We start from the raw sequence: 23492 nt of genomic DNA, 5'->3' as shown, positions 1-23492 counted from the left end.
GTTACTAACCAACGCTCGTATTGAGATAATTGATTAGCATGAGAACCCATTGAGTTTAATCCATAAGTTATCACGTGAAAAACACTTCCTTCAGTAACTGGTCTATCAGCATAACTTGGAACACCAAGAAATTTTTCTCTTTCTACTAATTTCCCTTTTCCATTTCCTGAATCACCGTGGCAAATGGCACAATAAATTCCGTAAAGTTCTTTTCCTTTAGCAGCTTCTTTTTCAGAAATCGAATCCAAAGGTGAGATCGAATTAAGCTTTGCTAATTCATAACCGGCAGTTGAATTTTCATAATCATATACTTCAAAACCTCTCTTCACAGTTCCAACAGGTGGCTCTTGAGCAGTTTGCCCTTGCAATTGATTTTTCCCATTGAATGCTTCCGATTCTGCATAGGTTTCATACCCAATCGATTCATACATGTTTGGAAAAAACTGATAATTTGGACTCTTGCTATCAAAACAAGAGGTAACCGAAACGGCTAAACCAACTAATAACGTAATTTTAACTAAGCTTTTCATAGTTTTATATTAATGCTTTTCAACTACTTTAATTTCTATTGCACCCGTTCCTTTTAGGAAAGAGGCTAATTCATCTTCGTTATTATTCACAGCAACTTCCATTAAAAAATGGTCATCTGTAGTTCTAACATCCGGATTTTCTGCTTCTTTGAAAGGCCATAATTTACTTCTCATGTAAAAAGTAATAACCATTAAGTGTGCAGCAAAGAAAACGGTTAGCTCAAACATAATCGGAACGAAAGCAGGCATGTTTTCAATATAACTAAAACTAGGTTTTCCACCAATATCTTGTGGCCAATCTTGAATCATAATAAAGTTCATCATCCAAATTGAAAAAGATAAACCAACTACTCCATACATAAAAGAGGCAATCGCTAATCGTGTTGGTGCCAATCCCATCGCTTTGTCCAATCCGTGAACCGGAAAAGGAGTATAAACTTCTTCAATATGATGATGTGCTTTGCGTGTTTCTTTCACGGCATCCATCAGGATGTCATCATCATTATATAGTGCTTGTATAACTTTAGTACTCATAATTTCTTACTACTAATTATCTTAATGATTGTGATGTCCTTCTTCTTCTCTTCTTTTTTTGTAAAACTCACCTGAAGATTTCAAAATCGTTTTTACTTCCGCTTGAGCAATCACAGGGAATGATCTCGCATATAAAAGAAATAACACAAAGAAGAATCCAATTGTTCCAATAAAAATTCCGATATCTACAAACGTTGGGGAGAACATCGTCCATGATGATGGAAGGTAATCTCTATGTAACGATGTTACAATAATTACAAAGCGCTCAAACCACATACCTATGTTTACTACAATCGAAATAATGAAAGAGAACATGATACTCGTTCTTAATTTCTTGAACCACATAAACTGAGGAGAAAACACGTTGCATATCATCATCGACCAATAAGCCCACCAGTAAGGACCTGTAGCTCTATTCAAAAATGCGTATTGTTCATATTCTACACCTGAATACCAAGCCACAAATAATTCAGTAATATAGGCAACACCCACAATAGAACCTGTAATCATAATTACAATGTTCATTAATTCAATATGCTGAATGGTGATATAAGCTTCTAATTTGGACACCTTTCTCATGATAATCAACAAGGTGTTTACCATAGCGAATCCTGAGAATACCGCACCTGCAACGAAATATGGCGGGAAAATGGTTGTATGCCAACCCGGTATAACTGATGTAGCAAAGTCAAAAGATACAATCGTGTGTACGGAAAGTACAAGAGGAGTTGCTAATCCGGCAAGAACTAAAGATACCTCTTCAAAGCGTTGCCAATCTTTTGCTCTTCCGCTCCATCCAAATGATAAGATGGAATACACTCTTTTTGTAAAAGGAGTAATCGCTCGGTCTCTTAACATTGCAAAGTCAGGAAGCAAACCTGTCCACCAGAATACTAGTGATACAGAAAGATAGGTTGAAATTGCAAATACATCCCAAAGTAAAGGTGAGTTAAAGTTTACCCATAACGAACCAAATTGGTTTGGAATTGGTAACACCCAATATCCTAACCATGGGCGACCCATGTGGATAATTGGGAATAAACCCGCTTGCATAACTGAAAAAATGGTCATTGCTTCTGCAGAACGGTTAATCGCCATTCTCCATTTTTGACGGAAAAGTAAAAGTACCGCTGAAATCAATGTTCCGGCGTGACCGATACCAACCCACCAAACGAAGTTAGTGATATCCCAAGCCCAACCAACAGTTTTATTTAATCCCCATGTTCCGATACCGGTAGAGATGGTGTAAATCATACAACCTACTCCCCAAAGGAAAGCGGTTAATGCGATTGAAAAGACAATCCACCATTGTTTATTTGCTCTTCCTTCAACAGGAGCAGCGACATCTACTGTTACATCATGATAAGATTTATCACCTATAACTAAAGGTTTTCTAATGGGTGCTTCGTAGTGAGACGACATAATCCTTTATAGTATTTCTTATTAATTTAATTGACTAAGTATTTCTAACTTTTACGTGATAGAATACATTTGGTTTTGTACCAACATGTTCTAACAAATGATACATACGGTCATCTTCAACCAATTTGGCAACTTCACTTTCTTTGTTGTTTACATCTCCAAAAGCAAGAGCACCCGTTGTACAAGCATTTGAACAAGCCGTTTGGAATTCGTCAGCATTCACTTGACGACCTTCTTTTTTCGCTTTTAATATCGTAGCTTGTGTCATTTGAATACACATTGAACATTTTTCCATAACCCCTCTTGAACGAACATTTACATCCGGATTCAGCACCATACGACCTAAATCATCGTTCATATGGAAATCGAATTCATTGTTTTTGTTGTATAAGAACCAGTTGAAACGACGTACTTTATACGGACAGTTGTTGGCACAATAACGAGTACCCACACATCTGTTATACGCCATATGGTTTTGACCTTGACGACTGTGAGAAGTTGCAGCAACCGGACAAACTGTTTCACAAGGTGCGTGATTACAGTGTTGACACATTACAGGCTGGAAAGCAACTTGAGGGTTATCGGCAGGGTTCTCTAATTCTCCAAATCCACTTAAGGAACCTTTATCTCCAGTTAAATCATCAAACTCATCTTTTTTCTTGTTATCACCTGCAAATGTATCCTCAGAAGAATAATATCTATCAATACGCAACCAATGCATATCTCTACTTCTTCTAACTTCCGTTTTTCCAACAACAGGAACGTTGTTTTCAGCGTGACATGCAATAACACATGCTCCACAACCGGTACATGAATTTAAATCAATTGATAAATTGAAATGGTGTCCAACACTTCTGTCAAAACTATCCCATAAATCAACTTTTGTGGCTTCAATTGGCTTGTGGTCCATAGAAACCATTGGTGGTTGATTCCATACTTTAGAATCTATTTTTGGATCACTAAATACATTTAAAGTAGTTTCTTTAATAATATCTCCACGGCCCATCAATGTTTTTTGCAACTGAACACATGCAAATTCATGTTCGCCACTTTCCAAAGCAATTGTAGCATATTGAGTTGCGTTAAATCCTTTATATAATGTATAACCGTTCACACCTACTTGCATTGCTTCTTTTAAAGCTGCTTTTTTACCATAGCCAAGTGCTAAACCAACGGTTCCTTTTGCTTGACCGGGTTGGATAATTACAGGAACTATTTCAAGTTTTGTACCCCCAACTGTAACAGTTACATAGCTTCCGTTCAATCCACCATTGGCAACATTATGATTTTTAACACCGTATTTCTCAGCATCCGCTCTGGAAATGGTCAAGTAATTATCCCATGAAACTCTAGTAATCGGATCCGGGAATTCTTGTAACCATGGGTTGTTGGCTTGTTGTCCGTCACCCATACCGGTTTTGGTATATAAGTTTAACTCTAATCCACTTGAAGGTTTTGCTTGAACTAACGCAGAGGCTGCCGCAGAAAAATCTGCTGATGTAGCAACATTTGAAGAAACAGTTCCTGAAACAAAAATACCGTCATGTACCGCTTGATTCCAAGTTTTACCAACTAAAACTCCTGCCCATGATTCTTTTAAATACTCATAGTACGTTTTAGCATTTCCGTTCCAAACCAATAAATTATCTTGTAATTGACGTGTATTGAATAACGGACGAATAGTTGGCTGCGTTAAACCATACGTTCCTTTGATAATTTGCACATCCCCCCAACTCTCCAAATAATGAGGAGCAGGAGCTGCGATCGTTGTTAAAGAAGCAGTTTCGTCTTCTTTCAAAGAAATAGCAACAGAAAGTTTTGCTTTTTTCAGTCCATCCGCAAAGGCTTTTCCTTTTGCTAAAGTATAAACCGGATTCACTCCACTCATAATAAGTGTGTGCACTTTTCCACCACTTAAATCGGCTACCAACTGAGCTACTGCTTGGTTAGAACCTTTTCTGATTTGGCGTGTTTGATTTGGATTGAAAGCTTCACTGTTTAATTTAGAATTAATTGCCAAAACCAACAATTGCGCATTTTTATCATCGATACCCGAAACTAAAACTCCTTTACTTCCAGATTGATTTAATTGTCCTGCAATTTTAACAATTTCAGCTTCGTTTGATAATTTTCCAACAGCAACAGGAGTTCCTGTAACAATGCTGAAAATCTTAACTAAAGCTTGCTTTTGTTCTGCTGTAGACATTGGAATTCTTTTATCGGCAGCAGCACCGGATAATGTCATGTTTGCTTCCAATTGGATATGCTTTGACATTTTCCCTTGTTTAGGAACTCTTCCTTGAGCATATCCTTTGTCGTATCCCCCACCTTGCCAATCTCCTAAGAAATCTGCTCCAACAGATACAATCGTTGAAACTTTTTCAAATTCATATTCAGCTAAAGCTCTTTCTCCATAAACTGCTTCAAAAGCATCTAAGGCTTCTGAAGAAGAAACTGCATCATAAACAACATGTTTTGCAGTTGGATTATTTACTAAAAATTCATTTACTAATTTTTCTGTTGAAGGACTAGCTAAAGTACCTGTTAAAAGGACTACCTGTGCTCCTGTTGCTTTTGCATCAGCTAAACTAGCTTTTACTTTTGCATCAACTTCTGACCAAGTAGCGTCTTTTTGATTCACTTTAGGTTGTTTCAAACGCATGTTGTCATACATCGACAAAACCGAAGCATGAACACGAGCATTTGCAGTATATTTTGCACCTTCAATTGTATTATTTTCTATTTTGATTGGACGACCTTCACGTGTTTTTACTAATATATTAGCAAAATCAAATCCGTCGAACATGGAAGTGGCATAATAATCAGCAACACCGGGAATAATTTGCTCCGGTTGCATAACATAAGGAATAGATTTGATTACCGGTCCTTCACATGCAGCCAATGAAGCGGCGGCAGTGCTAAAACCAACGTACTTTAAGAAATCACGTCTAGAAGTAGAAGAATTTGACAAACTCTCTTTATCTCCTAAGAACTGATCCGTAGGGATAGGTTCGATGAATTCGTTATTTCTTAACGTCTCAACAATAGAGCTATTTTCGTTTAGCTCTTCAACACTTTTCCAGTATTTTTTGTTTGATGACATACTGTATATATATTAGCTTCTTAATAAATTAATTAATAGTGACATTTTCCACATTCTAAACCTCCCATATCAGCAGCAGTCAATTTATCTTTGCCATATTTTTTGGAAAGTTCTTCGTGAATTTTTTTGTAGTACTCGTTGTCTTTCAATTTCACTTCTGTTTCTCGGTGACAATTGATACACCAGCCCATTGTTAATGGAGCAAACTGTTTTTGATATTCGTACTCTTGAACCGGACCGTGACACGTTTGACATTCAATACCGCCAACAGTTACGTGTTGAGCGTGATTGAAATACACTAAATCAGGAAGGTTGTGAATACGCACCCATTTTACAGGTTGTGTTTTTCCGGTATATTTTTGATTGGCTTTATCCCAACCAACCGCATCATATAATTTTTGGATTTCCAAATTATAATCTACACCATATTCTTTTCCTTCAGCCAATGTTGTTTCGGCAACCTCACCAATATTTTTATGACAGTTCATACAAACATTTAAAGAAGGAATTCCGGAATGTTTACTATCTCTAGCGGAAGAGTGACAATATTTACAATCGATTCCATTATCACCCGCGTGAATTCGGTGGGAATAATGAATGGGTTGTATGGGCTCGTAATTTTGATCCACACCAATTTGCATCATCCATCCGTAGACAAAATAAGCTCCCGACAATAAAAAGAAAATAACAGTTACTAATACCAAAAATTGATTTTTAGCAAATGCTTTCCAAATAGGAAGCGAAGGTTCTTTTTGAGCAGCTTCGATTCCATTTGCCTTTGCAATTTTAGTCAATACATTTCTTACCAAGAAAAGCATTACTACCAACATTGCTAAAACTAAAGCTAAGGCACCAAGGATAACTTCATTTGAAATTCCACCGGTAGCTACAACTTGTCCATCTGGTGACGGTGGCGGTGGGGCTACTTCAGCTTTTGGCTCCATTGTATAAGCAATGATATTATCAAGATCTGCATCTGATAATTGAGGAAAAGCAGTCATAGGAGACTGGTTAAACTCATTATAAATTTTGTTCGCACGTTCGTCTCCCGATTTAATTAATTCGGCACTGTTGCGAATCCACTTGTACAACCATTCTTTTTCATATTTCGCACCAACACCTCGTAAGGCTGGTCCTGTCATCTTTGCATCCAACTTGTGGCATGCCGCACATTGTGCATTGAATAGTGCTTTTCCCGCAGCAGCATCACCTGACGCCATTGCAGCAGGTGCTGTTTGAGCAGCCGGAGCAGCAGCATCTGCTGGAGCAGTTGCATCTTGAGCAAAAAGTTGAATTGAAAAAGTCAGCATTAAAGCTAAACTGAATTTTAGTACTTCGGAAATCGAATTATGGTTACCCACCTTTTTCATATAAGTAGTTATAATTTGTCGACAAATTTTGGTATGATTTTTTCTATCGTCCTTGATAAAAACAACTGTATTTATTTTAAACTCGGACAAAAATACGATTTATGAGCTATTCTCAAAACCTTAAAATACTCTTAAAACGTAATTTATATTTATTCTAAATAATTTTTTTGTTTTTGTTTTATTTCATAACGCGTACATTTGTATTAAAATCAATTCATTATGCTATTTCAAAAAAGAAAAAAACACCTTTACACATTGATTCTATTAACTTTATTTGTTTCAAATTTCACACTAAGTGGACAAAATATTACAGTGGAACAAGATGCTAAATTTGAACAGCTGTTAAATGAAAAAAGAAAAGTTAATTCCTCTATTGCAATGAACGATAGATGGAAAATTCAAATTTTTACAGGGGATAATGAAAATTCAAAAAAAACGTTATTAGCTTTTAAAAAAGAAAACAAAAACATAGATTGTTCTATCTTTTTTCAAACCCCGGTATACAAAGTCTGGGTAGGAAATTTTAAAACAAGAATAGAAGCTGAAAGAAATTTAAAAGACATAAAATTAAAATACCCTAATGCATTTTTAATCAAACCTAACAAATAGAATTGTATCTTATAAAATAAAAAATCCCGATTGCTCGGGATTTTTTATTTAATTTATTTTATTTTTTTCTTCACTTCAACTTGGCTGAAGCATTCGATTAAATCATTAATTTCAATATCGTTGTATCCTTTAATTTGAATACCACAATCGTAGCCTTTAGAAACTTCTTTTACATCATCTTTAAATCGTTTTAAGGCAACTAAATCTCCCGTGTAAATAACAACACCCTCTCTAATCAATCTGATTTTAGAACTTCTAAAAATTTTACCATCTAAAACCATACAACCCGCAACTGTTCCAATTTTAGAAATTTTAAAGGTTTCGCGAATTTCTGCTGTTCCTGAAATTTCTTCTTTCATTTCGGGAGATAACATTCCTTCCATAGCATCTTTCAAATCATCAATTGCATCATAAATAATAGAATATGTTTTGATGTCAATTTCTTCTTTATCTGCCAATTGTTTTGCATTTCCGGCAGGACGAACATTAAATCCGATAATAATTGCATCGGAAGCAGAAGCTAACAAAACATCCGATTCTGTAATCGCTCCAACCCCTTTATGTATAATTTTAATTTGAATTTCTTCTGTAGATAATTTAGAGAAGGAATCTGAAAGTGCTTCAACAGAACCATCCACGTCACCTTTTAAAATGATATTTAATTCTTTAAATTGTCCTAAAGCAATACGTCTTCCAATTTCAGCAAGTGTAATATGTTTTTGTGTTCTAACCGATTGTTCACGCATCAATTGAGACCTTTTTGCAGCAATTTGTTTAGCTTCTCTTTCGTCTTCAAACACATTAAACTTATCTCCTGCTGTTGGAGCACCATCTAAACCTAAAATTGAAATAGGTGTTGAAGGACCGGCTTCTTTTAAACTGTTACCTCGTTCATCATGCATGGCTTTTACTTTACCATGATTTTTTCCGGCCAAAACATAATCTCCAATTTTTACCGTTCCTGCTTGTACCAAAACGGTAGAGATATAACCTTTTCCTTTATCAAGGAAAGCTTCTACTACAGTACCAACAGCTGGTTTATTAGGATTTGCTTTTAAGTCTAACAACTCAGCTTCTAATAATACTTTTTCCAATAATTCTTTAACACCGGTTCCGACTTTTGCAGAGATATCGTGTGATTGAATTTTACCACCCCAATCTTCAACCAGTAAATTCATACCTGCTAATCTTTCTTTAATTTTTTCCGGATTAGAGTTTGGTTTATCTACTTTGTTAATCGCAAAAATCATTGGCACACCAGCCGCCTGAGCATGACTGATTGCTTCTTTCGTTTGTGGCATTATGTCATCATCCGCAGCTACTACAATAATTGCAATATCCGTTAATTGAGCACCACGAGCACGCATTGCTGTAAACGCTTCGTGACCAGGTGTATCTAAAAATGTGATTTTTTGTCCATTTTCAAGCGTTACACTATAAGCACCAATGTGTTGTGTAATTCCTCCAGACTCACCGGCTATTACATTTGTTTTACGAATGTAATCTAATAATGACGTTTTACCGTGATCGACGTGGCCCATTACAGTAACTATTGGAGCTCTATGTACTAAATCTTCTTCTTTATCATCAATAACTTGTATTGCATCTTCAATATCAGTAGTAATAAACTCTACTTCATAACCAAATTCATCGGCAACAATTGATAATGTTTCAGCATCTAAACGTTGGTTCATCGTAACCATAATTCCCAAAGACATACAAGTTCCGATTACTTTGGTAATTGGCACATCCATCATAGTAGCGATTTCTCCAACAGTAACAAACTCAGTTACTTTAATAGTTTTGCTCCCTTCTTCTATTGCTTTTAGCTCATCGTCAGAACGTTGACGGTGTGTATCTCTCTTATCTCTACGATACTTTGCTGCTTTGCTTTTATTTCCTTTGCCTTGAAGTTTTTCAAGAGTTTCTCGGATTTGTTTTTGTACTTCTTCTTCGGTTGGCTCAACTTTAGCTACAATAGCCGGGCGAACCCCTTTATTAAAACCAGGTCTAATTAGATGATTCGGTCTAATTGTACCTCCGCCTTGTTGATTTCCTTGATTTTGACCTCCACCAGGAGTCCCCGGTTTTGGCGGAATTCTTTTACGTTTATTTTTATTTGCATCAGATGCCGCGCCTTGTGTTGCAGATCTGGGTTGAATTTTAGGCTCTTCTTTTTTCTTTTTAGGCTTATCAAACTGCGATAAATCAATTTTTTGTCCTGTGGTAGTCGTTCCGGATAATTTTTGATATTGCGTTTCAAATTTTTCATCAATTTCAGGAATATCTGTCACAGCCTTTGGTTCAGCCTTTTTAGGCTCTTCAACTTTTGGAACAATTACTTTGGGCTCAATTTTCTTTGGCTCAATTTTTACTTTTTCTTCTTGTACAATTGGTTTAGGTTGAATAGGTTCAGGTTTTACAATCTCAGCAACTGGGGTTGGTTTAACTTCAACTATCTTTTCAGGTTGAGGAAAAACAACTTTTTTAGGATCCAAGTCAATTTTACCTACTTGCACAGGTCCACTAAAAACAGCTTTCGCTTTAATTACATCTTGTTGTCTATGAAGATCTTCTTCTTGTTTTTTGAGCAATTCTAATTCTTTTTCTCTTTCAATACGCAAAGCTTCTTTTTCTTTACGTTTTTCCTCACTTACTTCTTTAGATGCCTCTTTATTTCCCTTATCGCCTGCAAATTGATTGCAAAGAGTTGCATATACATCTTCTGAGATTTTTGTATTTGGACTTGCTTCAATAGCAATTCCTTTGTCTTTTAAATAATCGACAGCTCTCTCCAAAGAAATATTTAACTCCCTTAAAACTTTATTAATTCTTATATTCTTTTCTTCAGACATATTACTTTTTTAGTGTTCATTTTCGTTTGTAAATTAGCCTTCAAACTCTGATTTCAATATTCTCATAACGTCTTGAACGGTTTCTTCTTCTAAATCAGTTCTTCTAACCAAATCTTCTACGCTATGTTTTAAAATACTTCTAGCTGTATCTAATCCGATTTTTGCAAATTCATCTATTACCCATCCGTCAATTTCATCCGAGAACTCTGTTAATTCGACATCGTCTTCTTCTTCCGCAACGCTTCCTTCTCTGATAACATCTAATTCATAACCGGTTAATAGTCCAGCTAATTTGATGTTATGGCCGCCACGTCCGATAGCTTTTGAAACTTCTTCTAATTTCAAATAAACTTCAGCTCTTTTTTTCTCTTCATCAATTTTAATGGAAGATACTTTTGCTGGGCTTAAAGCACGAGTAATAAATAATTGAATGTTACTGGTATAATTAATAACATCTATATTTTCATTACCTAATTCACGAACAATTCCGTGAATACGAGAACCTTTCATTCCGACACAAGCTCCAACAGGATCAATTCTATCATCATAAGAATCAACGGCTACTTTTGCTTTTTCTCCCGGAATACGAACCACTTTTTTAATCATGATTAACCCATCAAAAATTTCAGGGATTTCTTGTTCAAATAATTTTTCCAAAAACTTTTCAGAAGTTCTGGACAAAATAATTTGAGGTTTATTTCCTTTCAATTCAACATTTTCAATAATTCCTCGAACATTATCTCCTTTTCGGAAAAAATCGGAAGGGATTTGATTTTCTTTTGGCAATACAATTTCATTTCCATCATCATCTACCAAAATTACAACTCTTGGACGAACATGATGTACTTCTGCGGTATAAATTTCACCTATTAAATCTTTAAATTGTTTGTAAAGATTAGTACTGTCGTGTTCATGTATTTTAGAAATCAAATTTTGACGAAGAGCTAAAATGGCTCTTCTTCCTAAATCAATTAATTTTACTTCTTCCGAAACATCTTCACCAACTTCAAAATCAGGTTCAATTTTTCTAGCTTCTGATAATGAAATTTCAGAGTTTTCGTCTTCTACTTCACCATCAGCAACCACAATACGATTTCTCCAAATCTCCATATCTCCTTTATCAGGATTAATAATTATGTCAAAATTATCATCTGAACCATATTTCTTTTTCAAGGCATTTCTAAACACATCTTCCAAAATGGCCATAAGTGTCACACGATCAATTAATTTATCGTCTTTAAACTCTGAAAATGATTCAATTAATGCTATATTTTCCATGCTAATCTATTATAATTTAAAATGTTATTGTCACTATTGCTTCTTTAATTTCTTTGTAAGGTAATTCTAGGTTTTTTTCAACTGTTTCTTTCCCTTTACCAATTTTTTTAGGCTCTCTAGCTGACCATATCAAAGTGATAAAATCATCATTGACGGCCACTAATTTTGCTTCGATAGTATCAGTTGCCGTTTTAATTTTTAAAACTCTTCCGATATTTTTTTTATATTGCCTTGCCATGTTCAGGGGAGTTGAAACACCTGCAGAGGAAACTTCTAATGAAAAATCGTGCTCTTCTCTGTCAAGATTATTTTCAATTGCTCTACTGATGTCCATACAATCCTGAAGTGTTACTCCTTCATCACCGTCTAACGTTACTATTATTTTTTGACTATCAGTAATGGTCAAATCAATTAAAAAGACAGCAGGTTTCTCTGCAAGTCCATCATTCAATAAAGCAACTACTTTTTCTTTAAATGTCATATTTTTATAAAAAGAGGGGAGCTCTGCTCCCCTCATTATTCACATTTTAATCAAATAACGGTGCAAATATAGTGATTTTTTTTATATTTGAAAATACATTGAAAAATGAAAAAAATATTTGTACCTTTATATTTTAAAAAACCAACGAAAATTAAAACTATTTTACACGACTTTTTTTATGAAAAAAATTTTAATTCCAACCGATTTTTCTGAACACGCGGAATATGCTTTAAAAGTAGCTGCTCAAATTGCCAAAAAACATGATGGTGAAATTATTTTGCTACACATGCTTGAGTTACCTAATCAAACCGGCGATGCCGTTTCTAGCGGTCACGCGTTGCCCGAAATCATGTTTTTTAAAAACGCAGCCTTAGCCAAATTAGAAAGTCTAATGGATTCTGATTTCCTTGAAGGTTTAAAAGTATCTGAAATTGTTCAATTCGAATTAGCTTTTGATGGTATCCTTAAATTAATCAAGAAAAATGATATTGATTTAATAGTTATGGGTTCTCACGGTGCCAGCGGATTTAAAGATATGTTTATTGGCTCTAATGCAGAGAAAGTTGTTCGCCATTCAGAAGTGCCTGTCTTAATTATCAAAAAAGAAATTCCCGATTTTACTATCAACAAATTTGTTTTTGCTTCTGATTTTTCAGATGAAGTGAAAGCTCCTTTTGCCAAAGTTGTTGAAGTTGCTAATAAATTTGAAGCTGAATTAAACTTAGTTATGATTAACACACCTAATAGTTTCAAATCAACTTTAGTGGCTCAAGAAATTATGGATAAGTTTGTTGGTCAATTTAGCATCAAAAAATTCTCAACACACATTTTTAACGATGCTAATGTAGAAAAAGGAATTTTGAATTTTTCCAACTATATCAATGCAGATTTAATTGGAATGTGTACACATGGAAGAAAAGGATTATCTCACTTTTTTAACGGTAGCATCAGTGAAGATTTGGTAAATCATGCTATTAAACCCGTTTTAACATTTAAAATATAATTTAAATTATATTTCAAAATCCCGATTAGTTAATTAATCGGGATTTTTTTATGTTTAAAAAACAAAAAAACCACTCATAAAGAGTGGTTTTTTCTGTTGGTCCACAAGGACTCGAACCTTGAAAGACTGCACCAAAAACAGTTGTGTTACCATTACACCATGGACCAAAAATCGCTTGAATGCGGGTGCAAATTTATACTATTTTTTATTTAAAGCAAATATTTTATGCCTTTTTATGAAAAATATTTACACTATTTATAATACTTACTCAAGCTCAATAAGTCCATTTTTGATTTATTTTGTTTTCATAATAAATCGTAGTGAGAAAATTTTGTTAAGCCAACGTTGTTTACGTAAAAAAATAGTTTCTTTGTAGCTATTATTTCTTTCAAACAAAGATAAACAAATGATGACTTTTGATTTCAAAAAATGGAATACCATAATAGGATGGTTAACCTTTACCATTGCTTTAATAACTTATACTTTAACTGTTGAACCAACTCTTAGTTTTTGGGATTGTGGTGAATACATTGCTACTTCTGCAAAACTTCAAGTAGGCCATCCTCCGGGAGCTCCTTTATTTCAAATGATGGGTGCTTTTTTTGCATTATTTGCTCCAGATGCCTCAAAAGTAGCTTTAATGGTTAACATGATGTCTGTGTTTTCAAGTGCGTTTACAATTTTGTTCCTATTTTGGTCATCCTCCATTTTGCTTAAAAAAATAATAGCACAGTTTAAGGAAATTACTTCTATTGAAGAAATTGCAATTTTAATTGCCTCTTTTGTAGGAGCTTTGTCTTTTACATTTACCGATAGTTTTTGGTACAATGCAGTTGAAGCAGAAGTTTATGCCATGGCTACCTTATTAATTGCATTATTATTTTGGTTGGGTTTACGATGGGAACAAGAAATGCACACACCCAGAGGCAACAAATGGTTATTGTTAATCTGTTTAGTTATAGGACTATCCTTTGGTGTTCACTTTATGGCTCTGTTGACTATTCCTTCAATTGGTTTACTTTACTTTTTCAAAAATTACAAAACAATAACATCCAAAAGTTTTATTATTGCTAATTTAGTAGTTGTAGCAATCTTTTTGTTTATTTATAAATTATTACTTCCGTTAACCATGGCTCTATTTGGCAAAACCGAAGTCTTTATGGTCAACACCTTTGGTTTACCTTTTGATTCAGGAACAATTATTACCACTTTAGCTCTCATTGCTTTTTTCTATTTTGGTTTAAAATATACCCGAAGTAATAACCTTCCGCAATTTAACACAATATTATTGTGTATTCTTTTTGTATTAATAGGATTTTCAACCTGGATGATGTTACCAATTCGGGCTAATGCCAATGTTGTTATCAACGAAAACAGACCTTCAGATGCCCGAGAAGTTTTAGCCTATTATAATAGAGAACAATACCCTCAAAATCCTTTGTTTTACGGACCTCAGTTTTCAGATATGTTTGCCGGATTAGATCCTGACGAGCCTTATTTAGACAAAGCTCCAAACTATGAACGTGATTATAAATTAGGCAAATATGTCATAACAAATAATTATGAAAACGCAACTCAAAACAGTCATAATGCACACAAAGCAATTTTGCCAAGAATGTGGAGTGGAGAACACGCACAAAATTATATGGATTTTACTAATGTGTTGGAATTCAAAATTAATCCGGAATATGCTCATGAACAAGAATTGGTGGATGTTATTTCACAATTCAGAAAAGCCTACAGTTCAGGTAGATTAGACACCGAAGATTATGTTTCGTTTTTGAAATCTTATGGAAATTATTTGATTGTTGAAAAACCAACTACCTCAGACAACATAAAGTTCATGACACAATTTCAATTTGGCTACATGTATGTTCGTTACCTCATGTGGAACTTTGTAGGCCGTCAAAGTGACGTTCAAGGAAAATATGACAATGAAGGAAATTGGCTAAGCGGTATTGATTTTATTGATGAACTATTTTTGGGTTCTCAAAAAAATCTGCCTCAAGATGTTTTAAATAATAAAGGTCGAAATGTCTATTTCTTTTTGCCTTTTATTTTAGGCATTTTTGGCATTCTTTTTCATGCTAAAAGAGATATTAAAAGCTTTTATGTTCTTTTAGCTTTGTTCTTAATTACTGGAATTGCTTTAAAAATATACTTGAATGAAAGACCTTTTGAACCACGGGAAAGAGATTATGCTTTAGTAGGGTCTTTTTATGTTTTTGCTATATGGATAGGATTAGGCGTTTACGCAATTTTTGATTTCATAAAAAAATGGTTGCAACCAAAATTTGCTTTACCATTAGTTTTTGTATCTACCTTATTTGCAGCACCTTTTTTATTGGCTTCTCAAAATTGGGATGACCATGACCGCTCAAATAAATATACTGCTTTGGCAAATGCAAAAGGCTACTTAGAATCCTGTGAGCCAAATGCCATATTATTTACTATTGGTGATAACGACACTTTTCCATTGTGGTATGCCCAAGAGATTGAAGGAATCCGGCGAGATGTGCGGGTAGTAAACACCCAGTTATTTATGACGGATTGGCATATTGATCAAATGAAAGCAAAAGCATATGATTCTGAACCCTTACCCATTTCTTTTGACAGAAGCCATTATGTAGGTGATAAATTAGATTATTGTGTGTATAATGAAATTACTCAAAACCGTTGGGAATTGAAAAACTTTTTAGACTTTATAAAAAGTGATGACCCAAATACAATGTTAGAAATGCAAAGTGGCCAAAGTGTTCACTTTTTTCCAACTAATAAAATTAGAATTCCAATTGACAAAAGTGTCATTATAAAGAATAAAGTTGTCACTGAAAAATACTATGATTCCATTGTTCCTTATATTGATGTTGATATAAAAGATCGTGCAATCTATAAAGCTCGTATAATGATGTTTGATGTTATTGCAAACAACAATTGGAAAAGACCAATCTATTTTACAGGAGGTAGTTTTACAGAGGAAGATTATTTATGGATGAAAGACTATCTTCAATTAGATGGATTAGTGTACAAATTAGTTCCTATTAAAACTCCTGTTGATGAAGAAAACAGTCCTTTTGATATGGGTCAGATTGATTCAGATAAAATGTATGACATTGTAATGAAATGGGATTGGGGTAATGGTGACCGAACAGACATCTATCATGACACAGAAACTCGAAGAAACAGTATTACTTACAGAACAAATTTATCTCGATTAATGCAACAGCTCATTGTTGAAGGCAAAACAGATAAAGCTAAAAAGGTAATTGATCTTGCCATCAATAAAATGCCAATTGATTTATATGGTTATTATACAATGGTTGAACCTTTTACAGGAGGATATTATGATATTGGTGAAGTAGAAAAGGCCAGAGCATTATTGCAAAAACTTGCTTCAAAATACCAAGATAATCTCAATTATTACAGTGGAATTGTCCCTTCTGAGCAAAATGACAGAATCGTCGATATTGTTACAAATCTAGAACGATACCGATCGCTTTTATATGTCATGAAAGAAAAAGAAGATATTGAATTCTACGAGAAAAACAAAAAAATATTCAACGGATATAATAAACGTTTTGATCGTTTTAATAGAAAAGATGAATAAAACCGAGAGCCATGAAAGTGGCTCTTTTTTATAAACAACTATGAATTTTCTTTGGATAAAAACGAATCGGTTTATTAAATATATTTTTTCAAATTATGTTTGGAATATTCCCAACGTTGAAAAGAAAGTTTACCTGACTTTTGATGATGGTCCAACACCGGAAATCACAGAGTGGGTGCTAGAACAACTCAAAACCTACAACGCTAAGGCTACTTTTTTTTGCATAGGAAATAATATCGCAAAACATCCGGAAATTTTCAAAAGGTTATTAAGGGAAGATCATGCCATTGGAAATCACACCCAAAATCATGTAAAGGGTTGGAAAACAGAAAATAACACTTATTTTGAAGAAGTAGAAAAATGTGATGAAGTAATTAGCAAACAAACTAATATTGATTCAAAACTTTTTCGACCACCCTATGGAAAAATAAAACCCTCACAATCAAACTATTTGCGAAAATTAGGCTATAAAATAATCATGTGGGATGTTTTAAGTGCTGATTTTGACACCACAATCTCTAAAGAAAAATGTTTAGAAAACGTACTTAAAAATGTAGAATCAGGAAGTATAATCGTTTTTCACGACAGTATAAAAGCATTTCAGAATTTGGAATATACTTTTCCCAAAACGTTGGAATTTTTATCCAAAAATGGATATGTCTGCGATAGAATTAATTAGACTTGTTCTTGAACCAGACCAATTATAGTGTTGGCATCTAATTCGCCGGATTGTCTCCAAACCATCTGACCTTCCTTATAAATCATTAAGGTAGGAAGTCCTTTGATTCGCAAAGCATCAGCCAATTCCTGATTTTTATCCACGTCTATTTTAATCACTTTTGCTTTATCACCCAATGCTGCGGCAACATCTCTAATAACTGGATGCATTGCAACTGAAGATTCGTTCCACTCGGTGTAAAAATCAATTAGCACCGGAACTTGAGCGTTAATAAGTTCACCAAACTTTGACATATTTGACAAATTTTAAATAAAATTTAAATCTATTCTTTAATAAAGAATATACAAATGTAGCATTTTTAACGAATTACACTACTTTTTCTCCTTTTTTTAGTTCAATAACCGTAATTTCAGGCCAAATTCCTACTCTTCCCGGATATGCATGAAATCCAAACCCTCGATTTACATAGATATATCGTCCTAAATTTTCATATAATCCAGCCCATTGTTTGTAAACATATTGAACCGGACTCCATTTAATAATACCCGGTATTTCAATTCCAAATTGCATTCCATGGGTGTGTCCCGATAAGGTTAAATGAAAATGCTTTTGGTTATTTTTCACTTCATATTCCCAATGGCTTGGATCGTGGCTCATTAAAATTTTGAAATCATTCACTGATAATCCATCCGAAGCTTTATTTAAATCACCAACTTTTTTGAAATTATGTCCCCAGTTTTCCACTCCTACAATTGCAATTTCATCTGAACCACTTTTAATCTTAACATGTTCATTTAACAATAACTTAAAATCAATTTGTTGATGTAAATCTTTTATAGCTTCAAAATTTTCATCTTTAGCTTTTTGAGTTGGCCAATCGATGTATTCACCATAATCATGATTCCCTAAAACCGAATATTTTCCGAATTTTGGATTATAAATTCCTTTAAACATTTCTGTCCATTGTTGCATTTCTGTAGCATGTGTATTGACAATATCTCCGGTAAACAATATCACATCTGATTTTTGTTCATTTATCAAATCAACGGCATACTTGATTTTTTCTGCATCATCAAAACTTCCCGAGTGAATATCCGATATATGCGTAATGGTTGTTCCATCAAAACCTTCCGGTAAATCAGGAAAGAATAGAATTTGTTTGATAACTTTAAAATTATACTTCCCTTTTGTTACTCCATATAAAAGCGATAAAAATGGAACTGCTGCAATTCCTAAAGCAACTTGACTGACGAATTTTCTTCTTTGAGGAAGAAATGAACTATTCTCACCACTCACAAAGAAATGCGAAATCAGCCCTGAAATAACACGGTAAAAATCTTCTCCAAACATGAATAATGTTAAAATAATTTTAGGAATTACTGTTATTAAAAGCAGTCCCAGTGTAAAAAGACTTTGTTGCGTTTGTCCGACTCTTCTATCAAACTGTGTAAAAGAATAAATGATATAAATCAAAATAGCTACACTTAATAGAATATAAGTATATTGAACCCATTTGACACGCGAAATCGTCTTAAATGCCTGAAAAGCATAGACTTCAATAATTCCAACAAACAGAACAAAAAAGAGTAATCTAAATAGCACAGTATATTTTTGAGCAAAGTAACAAAGAATCAACTGCTTAATAGTTAATAAATAATTAAAATTTAAAGCCTTTCAAACAAAGGATACTTTCACCAAGATTCCTTATTTTTACCTTCTTTAAATTTATTTTTATGTCCGATCAAAAACGCCTGTTCCTTCTTGATGCTTACGCTTTAATTTTTCGTGGGTATTATGCTTTTATCAAAAATCCGCGAATCAATTCCAAAGGAATGGACACTTCTGCCATCATGGGATTTATGAATGCGTTAATGGATGTGATTAAACGCGAAAAACCCGATCACTTGGCCGTTGCATTTGATAAAGGTGGCAGTGATTTTAGAAATGAATTATTTCCTACCTATAAAGCCAATCGTGATGAAACACCTGAAGCCATCAAAATTGCTGTGCCTTATATTCAGGAATTATTGAAAGCGATGCAAATTCCGATCATGGAAAAAGCAGGTTTTGAAGCTGATGATTTAATTGGCACCTTAGCCAAACAAGCTGAAAAAGAAGGTTTTCAAGTTTTTATGGTCACTCCTGACAAGGATTTTGCTCAATTGGTTTCCGAAAATATTTTTATGTACAAACCCGCCCGAATGGGGAATGACATTGAAATTTGGGGAATCCCAGAAGTACTAGCGAAATTTGAAATTGAACATCCGTTACAAGTGATTGATTTTCTCGGGATGAAAGGTGATGCAGTGGATAATATTCCAGGTTTTCCGGGAGTTGGCGATGTGACGGCTAAGAAATTATTGAAAGAATTCGGTTCCATAGAAAATCTTTTAGCCAATACCGATAAACTAAAAGGAGCCATCAAACAAAAAATTGAAGACAATGCCGAACAAGGTTTGTTGTCTAAAAAACTGGCTACTATCCTACTCGATTGTCCGGTCACCTTTGATGCTGCAGATTTTGAATTGTCTAAACCAGATGTAGAAAAAACAGATGAAATTTTTCAGGAACTTGAGTTTAGACAAATGAAAGCTCAGTTTGATAAATGGTTTGGCACGGGGAAAGAATATGATGAAATCAGCACCAATGGAAATGGAGAGGTCAATGACAATAGCAATGACAAAAATCATCCCGAAGCTTCGGGACAAAAGAAACCAGTTGCTAAAAAATCCAATGAAGATCAATTCGATTTGTTTGGTTTTAGTGATGATGATTCGGATGAAGTGAGAACAAATTCGTTTTATGCCACCTTAGAAACGACCGAACATTTTTATCAAAGTATTCAAGGCGACTTACCAATAAAATTATTGATGCAGAATTTAATGAATCAAACTTCGGTTTGTTTTGACACCGAAACCACCGGAATTGATGCGTTGAATGCCGAATTAGTTGGTTTGGCACTTTCGTGGGAAAAAGGAAAAGCTTTCTACGTTCCGTTTCCTGAAAATCAGGAAGATGCTCAACAATTACTTGAGAAATTCCGACCTTTTTTTGAAAGTGAAACCATTGAAAAAATCGGTCAGAACCTAAAATATGATTTGAAAATTTTAGCCAATTATGGCATTGTTGTCAAAGGGAAATTATTTGACACCATGATTGCTCATTATTTAATCAATCCTGATATGAGGCACAATATGGATATTTTATCGGAAACGTATTTGAAATATTCGCCAAAATCCATCGAAACCTTAATTGGAAAAAAAGGCAAAAATCAGAAATCAATGCGTGATGTCAATCTCGAAGACATCAAAGAGTATGCAGCCGAAGATGCTGATATTACCTTTCAATTAAAAGAAGTTTTCAGTCCGATTTTAGACAAAGCCGAAACGAAGAAATTGTTTGATGAAATAGAAATTCCATTAATTCCTGTTTTAGCTGCGATGGAATCCGAAGGTATTCGATTGGATGTGGAATTTTTGAAAAAAATGTCGGTCGATATGCAAAAAGAAATCAATGAATTTGAACAAAAAATCTATGAAACGGCCGGTGAAAAGTTCAATTTAGCTTCACCCAAACAATTGGGCGATATTTTGTTTGATAAATTAAAAATTGGCGGAACCAAACAAAAGAAAACCAAAACCGGTCAATATGCCACCGGCGAAGAGGTTTTGAGTTATTTGGTAAACGAACACCAAATTGTGAAAGACATTTTGGAATGGCGACAAATGGTGAAATTACAAAGCACCTATATTGATGCATTGCCAAATCAAGTAGACCCAAAAACGCAACGTGTTCACACCGATTATATGCAAACGGTTGCCGCAACCGGACGTTTGAGTTCAAACAATCCTAATTTACAAAACATTCCGATTCGTACCGAAAGAGGTCGATTAATCCGAAAAGCATTTATTGCCAGAGATGAAAATTATACTTTAGTTTCTGCCGATTATTCACAAATTGAACTTCGCATTATTGCCGCTTTATCCGGCGAAGAAAATATGATTAAAGCGTTTCAAAATAATGAAGATATTCACAAAAGTACCGCTGCAAAAGTGTTCAATGTTCCACTGGAGGAAGTCACCAAAGAACAACGAAGCAATGCAAAAACGGTGAATTTCGGAATTATTTATGGGGTGTCGGCATTCGGACTTTCCAACCAAACCAATTTATCCCGAAAAGAAAGTGCCGAATTGATTGATGCCTATTATGCCACTTATCCGAAATTGAAAGCCTATATGGCGAACCAAGTTGATTTTGCCAGAGAAAATGGGTATGTACAAACGGTTTTAGGAAGACGACGTTATTTAAAAGATATTAATTCCGCAAATGCGATGGTACGAAGCGGTGCCGAACGAAATGCCGTAAACGCCCCAATTCAAGGCTCTGCCGCAGATATTATCAAAATTGCAATGATTAACATTCACAAACGATTGGTTAGTGAAAATTGGCAGTCCAAAATGTTATTGCAAGTGCACGATGAGTTGGTGTTTGATGTACACAATTCAGAATTGGAAAAAATTCAACCGATGATTAAACACGAAATGGAAAATGCTTTTAAATTGGCTGTTCCGTTGGATTTGGAATTGGGAATGGGAAGGAATTGGTTGGAGGCTCATTGATAGTTTGCAGTCGCAGTTTTCAGTTTGCAGTCGCAGTTTTCAGAGGAACGCTTAAAACTCTGTCAAGGTTTGAAACTTTGACAGAGTTAAATAATCTTAAACAACTTTTCCTAATTCCAATCAAATAAAAAAACCTTTTAAAAAAAGGCTTTAGTATAAATTTCCGGACTACCGTTAAAGTTTCCTAGTTGAATCTCTTTGTCTCAATTCTGTTTTGACAACAATTGTTTTATACGAATGTATATCCACTTTTCTTTCTAATTTTTCCATCAACAGCTTAGCGGCTTCAGCACCTATTTCAGGTCCGTGTTGACTAATTGTTGACAAACTTGGCGTTAATCTACGTGACCAAACACCATCAGCAAAACCGATAATACAAAGCTCTTCCGGAATTTTTATTCCTTTTTGAATAGCTACTTTCATTGCCATAGTAGAGGCATGTTCGTCGACAGCTAAAATACCATCAACTGCACCACTCGACAATAATTTTTTCAACCGTGCATCAAAATCTTCCTCACTATCCGTTTTAATTACTAAGTAATCTTTAACACTTCTTTTATGATCCTGCAATGCTCGTTCATATCCTAAAGCACGGTGTTTTCCAACGCTTAAATTATCAATACAGGAAAGTAATGCAATTTTATTACATCCTAATTTCATTAAATGATTGACTGCTTCAACAGAAGATTCAAAATCATCTACAATAACTTTATCACAATTGACATCATCCATAATACGATCAAACATCACAATTGGCATTCCTTCCCGAAGAATTTCTTTAAAATGAGTTGATTCTTGTAACGTTTGGGTTTCTTGTGCCACAGAAAGGATAAAACCATCAACCGTTCCGTTGCTTAACAAATCCATCGCTTGTTTTTCTTTTTTGTTCGATTCATTCGAAATATAGGTAATCACATTATACCCTTTTGCATTGGCAGCTTTTTCAATTCCGCTGAAAACTTTGGCAAAAAACGGATTCAAAATATTTGGAATAATTACACCTATTGTATTTGTACGCTGATTTTTTAAATTCTTAGCCATCGTGTTTGGCTTATAATTTTGCAGCTTAGCATATTCTTGCACCCTAATTTTTGTAGGCTCACTAATTTCATGACTATCGCTCAACGCTTTAGAAACGGTGGAAACAGAAATTCCTAAATCTCTTGAAATTTGTTTTAAAGTTATTTTTGGCTTCATGGAACTAATTTTAAATGTAAAAATAGTAAAAATATGGTACGATGTGAATGCTTTGGATTTAATCTATGACAGAAATGACAGAATTAAGCCAAATAGCAACTAAAAAGCAGTACATTTTGATTAGAAATCTATTTTTAAATCCTTTGCTAACTTGCTAATAGACACAAATTTCAACTTAATTTACCGGTTTATAAACACTAAAATA

The 23492-nt window shown here is 34.3% G+C and carries 16 protein-coding genes and 1 tRNA gene; 5 read left to right on the top strand and 12 right to left on the bottom strand.

The annotated features are described in order from the left end of the window. From ACIQ2Z_RS03185 to ACIQ2Z_RS03165, 5 genes are all read right to left on the bottom strand, one after another. On the bottom strand, positions 1–530 hold a 530-nt coding region (locus tag ACIQ2Z_RS03185; RefSeq protein ID WP_396182717.1), incomplete at its 3' end, for a c-type cytochrome. A gap of 9 nt (positions 531–539) precedes the next feature. Beyond that, a complete protein-coding gene (locus ACIQ2Z_RS03180) occupies positions 540–1064 on the bottom strand; it encodes a DUF3341 domain-containing protein (RefSeq protein WP_396182716.1) in 525 nt (174 codons plus the stop codon). A 21-nt stretch (positions 1065–1085) separates the two neighbouring features. Further along, positions 1086–2486, bottom strand: coding sequence for an NrfD/PsrC family molybdoenzyme membrane anchor subunit (gene nrfD, locus ACIQ2Z_RS03175; RefSeq protein WP_396182715.1), 1401 nt, complete (start codon positions 2484–2486; stop codon positions 1086–1088). 34 nt (positions 2487–2520) lie between these two features. Continuing rightward, positions 2521–5589 (bottom strand): TAT-variant-translocated molybdopterin oxidoreductase, encoded by a 3069-nt coding sequence (locus ACIQ2Z_RS03170; RefSeq protein WP_396182714.1) that lies wholly within the window; start codon positions 5587–5589, stop codon positions 2521–2523. A 32-nt stretch (positions 5590–5621) separates the two neighbouring features. Then, positions 5622–6959 carry a c-type cytochrome gene (locus tag ACIQ2Z_RS03165; RefSeq protein WP_396182713.1) on the bottom strand — a complete coding sequence of 446 codons (1338 nt, stop codon included), beginning with the start codon at positions 6957–6959 and terminating at the stop codon, positions 5622–5624. Between the two features lie 219 nt (positions 6960–7178). On the opposite strand from ACIQ2Z_RS03165, the gene ACIQ2Z_RS03160 reads away from it, so the two are divergent. Then, entirely contained in the window at positions 7179–7568 is a 390-nt protein-coding gene (locus ACIQ2Z_RS03160; RefSeq protein ID WP_396182712.1) for an SPOR domain-containing protein, read from the top strand. 53 nt (positions 7569–7621) lie between these two features. Here the strand turns inward: ACIQ2Z_RS03160 and infB are convergent, their stop codons facing one another. The 3 genes from infB to rimP are packed head-to-tail and all read right to left on the bottom strand — an operon-like array spanning position 7622 to position 12182. Then, complete coding sequence (gene infB, locus ACIQ2Z_RS03155; RefSeq protein WP_396182711.1) at positions 7622–10423, bottom strand: translation initiation factor IF-2; 2802 nt, start codon at positions 10421–10423, stop codon at positions 7622–7624. Positions 10424–10456: 33 nt separating this feature from the next. Next, positions 10457–11701 carry a transcription termination factor NusA gene (gene nusA, locus ACIQ2Z_RS03150; RefSeq protein ID WP_396182710.1) on the bottom strand — a complete coding sequence of 415 codons (1245 nt, stop codon included), beginning with the start codon at positions 11699–11701 and terminating at the stop codon, positions 10457–10459. Between the two features lie 16 nt (positions 11702–11717). Then, complete coding sequence (gene rimP, locus ACIQ2Z_RS03145; protein ID WP_396182709.1) at positions 11718–12182, bottom strand: ribosome assembly cofactor RimP; 465 nt, start codon at positions 12180–12182, stop codon at positions 11718–11720. A 178-nt stretch (positions 12183–12360) separates the two neighbouring features. On the opposite strand from rimP, the gene ACIQ2Z_RS03140 reads away from it, so the two are divergent. After that, a complete protein-coding gene (locus ACIQ2Z_RS03140; RefSeq protein WP_396182708.1) occupies positions 12361–13185 on the top strand; it encodes a universal stress protein in 825 nt (274 codons plus the stop codon). A gap of 96 nt (positions 13186–13281) precedes the next feature. Here the strand turns inward: ACIQ2Z_RS03140 and ACIQ2Z_RS03135 are convergent. Next, positions 13282–13352, bottom strand: a tRNA-Gln gene (locus ACIQ2Z_RS03135). 239 nt (positions 13353–13591) lie between these two features. Between ACIQ2Z_RS03135 and ACIQ2Z_RS03130 the strand changes: the two genes are divergently transcribed. Then, a complete protein-coding gene (locus ACIQ2Z_RS03130) occupies positions 13592–16792 on the top strand; it encodes a DUF2723 domain-containing protein (protein ID WP_396182707.1) in 3201 nt (1066 codons plus the stop codon). A 40-nt stretch (positions 16793–16832) separates the two neighbouring features. Then, complete coding sequence (locus ACIQ2Z_RS03125) at positions 16833–17471, top strand: polysaccharide deacetylase family protein (protein ID WP_396182706.1); 639 nt, start codon at positions 16833–16835, stop codon at positions 17469–17471. Here the strand turns inward: ACIQ2Z_RS03125 and ACIQ2Z_RS03120 are convergent. Both ACIQ2Z_RS03120 and ACIQ2Z_RS03115 read right to left on the bottom strand, forming a co-directional pair. Then, the gene (locus ACIQ2Z_RS03120) at positions 17468–17764 is read right to left on the bottom strand and encodes a co-chaperone YbbN (RefSeq protein WP_248435864.1); all 297 of its coding nucleotides are present in this window, start codon (positions 17762–17764) and stop codon (positions 17468–17470) included. The genes ACIQ2Z_RS03125 and ACIQ2Z_RS03120 overlap by 4 nt on opposite strands. Before the next feature lie 73 nt (positions 17765–17837). Continuing rightward, positions 17838–19073: a metallophosphoesterase gene (locus ACIQ2Z_RS03115; RefSeq protein WP_396182705.1), complete on the bottom strand. Its 1236-nt coding sequence runs from the start codon at positions 19071–19073 to the stop codon at positions 17838–17840. A 131-nt stretch (positions 19074–19204) separates the two neighbouring features. Between ACIQ2Z_RS03115 and polA the strand changes: the two genes are divergently transcribed. After that, on the top strand, positions 19205–22090 hold the full coding sequence (gene polA / locus ACIQ2Z_RS03110) for a DNA polymerase I (RefSeq protein WP_396182704.1): 2886 nt from the start codon (positions 19205–19207) through the stop codon (positions 22088–22090). 174 nt (positions 22091–22264) lie between these two features. On the opposite strand, the gene ACIQ2Z_RS03105 is transcribed toward polA, so the two are convergent. Next, the gene (locus ACIQ2Z_RS03105; RefSeq protein WP_396182703.1) at positions 22265–23287 is read right to left on the bottom strand and encodes a LacI family DNA-binding transcriptional regulator; all 1023 of its coding nucleotides are present in this window, start codon (positions 23285–23287) and stop codon (positions 22265–22267) included. Positions 23288–23492 lie beyond the last annotated feature (205 nt).

It is taken from the genome of Flavobacterium sp., assembly GCF_044361015.1.
Lineage (GTDB): Bacteria > Bacteroidota > Bacteroidia > Flavobacteriales > Flavobacteriaceae > Flavobacterium.
This window is presented reverse-complemented; position numbering and strand designations above follow the sequence as displayed.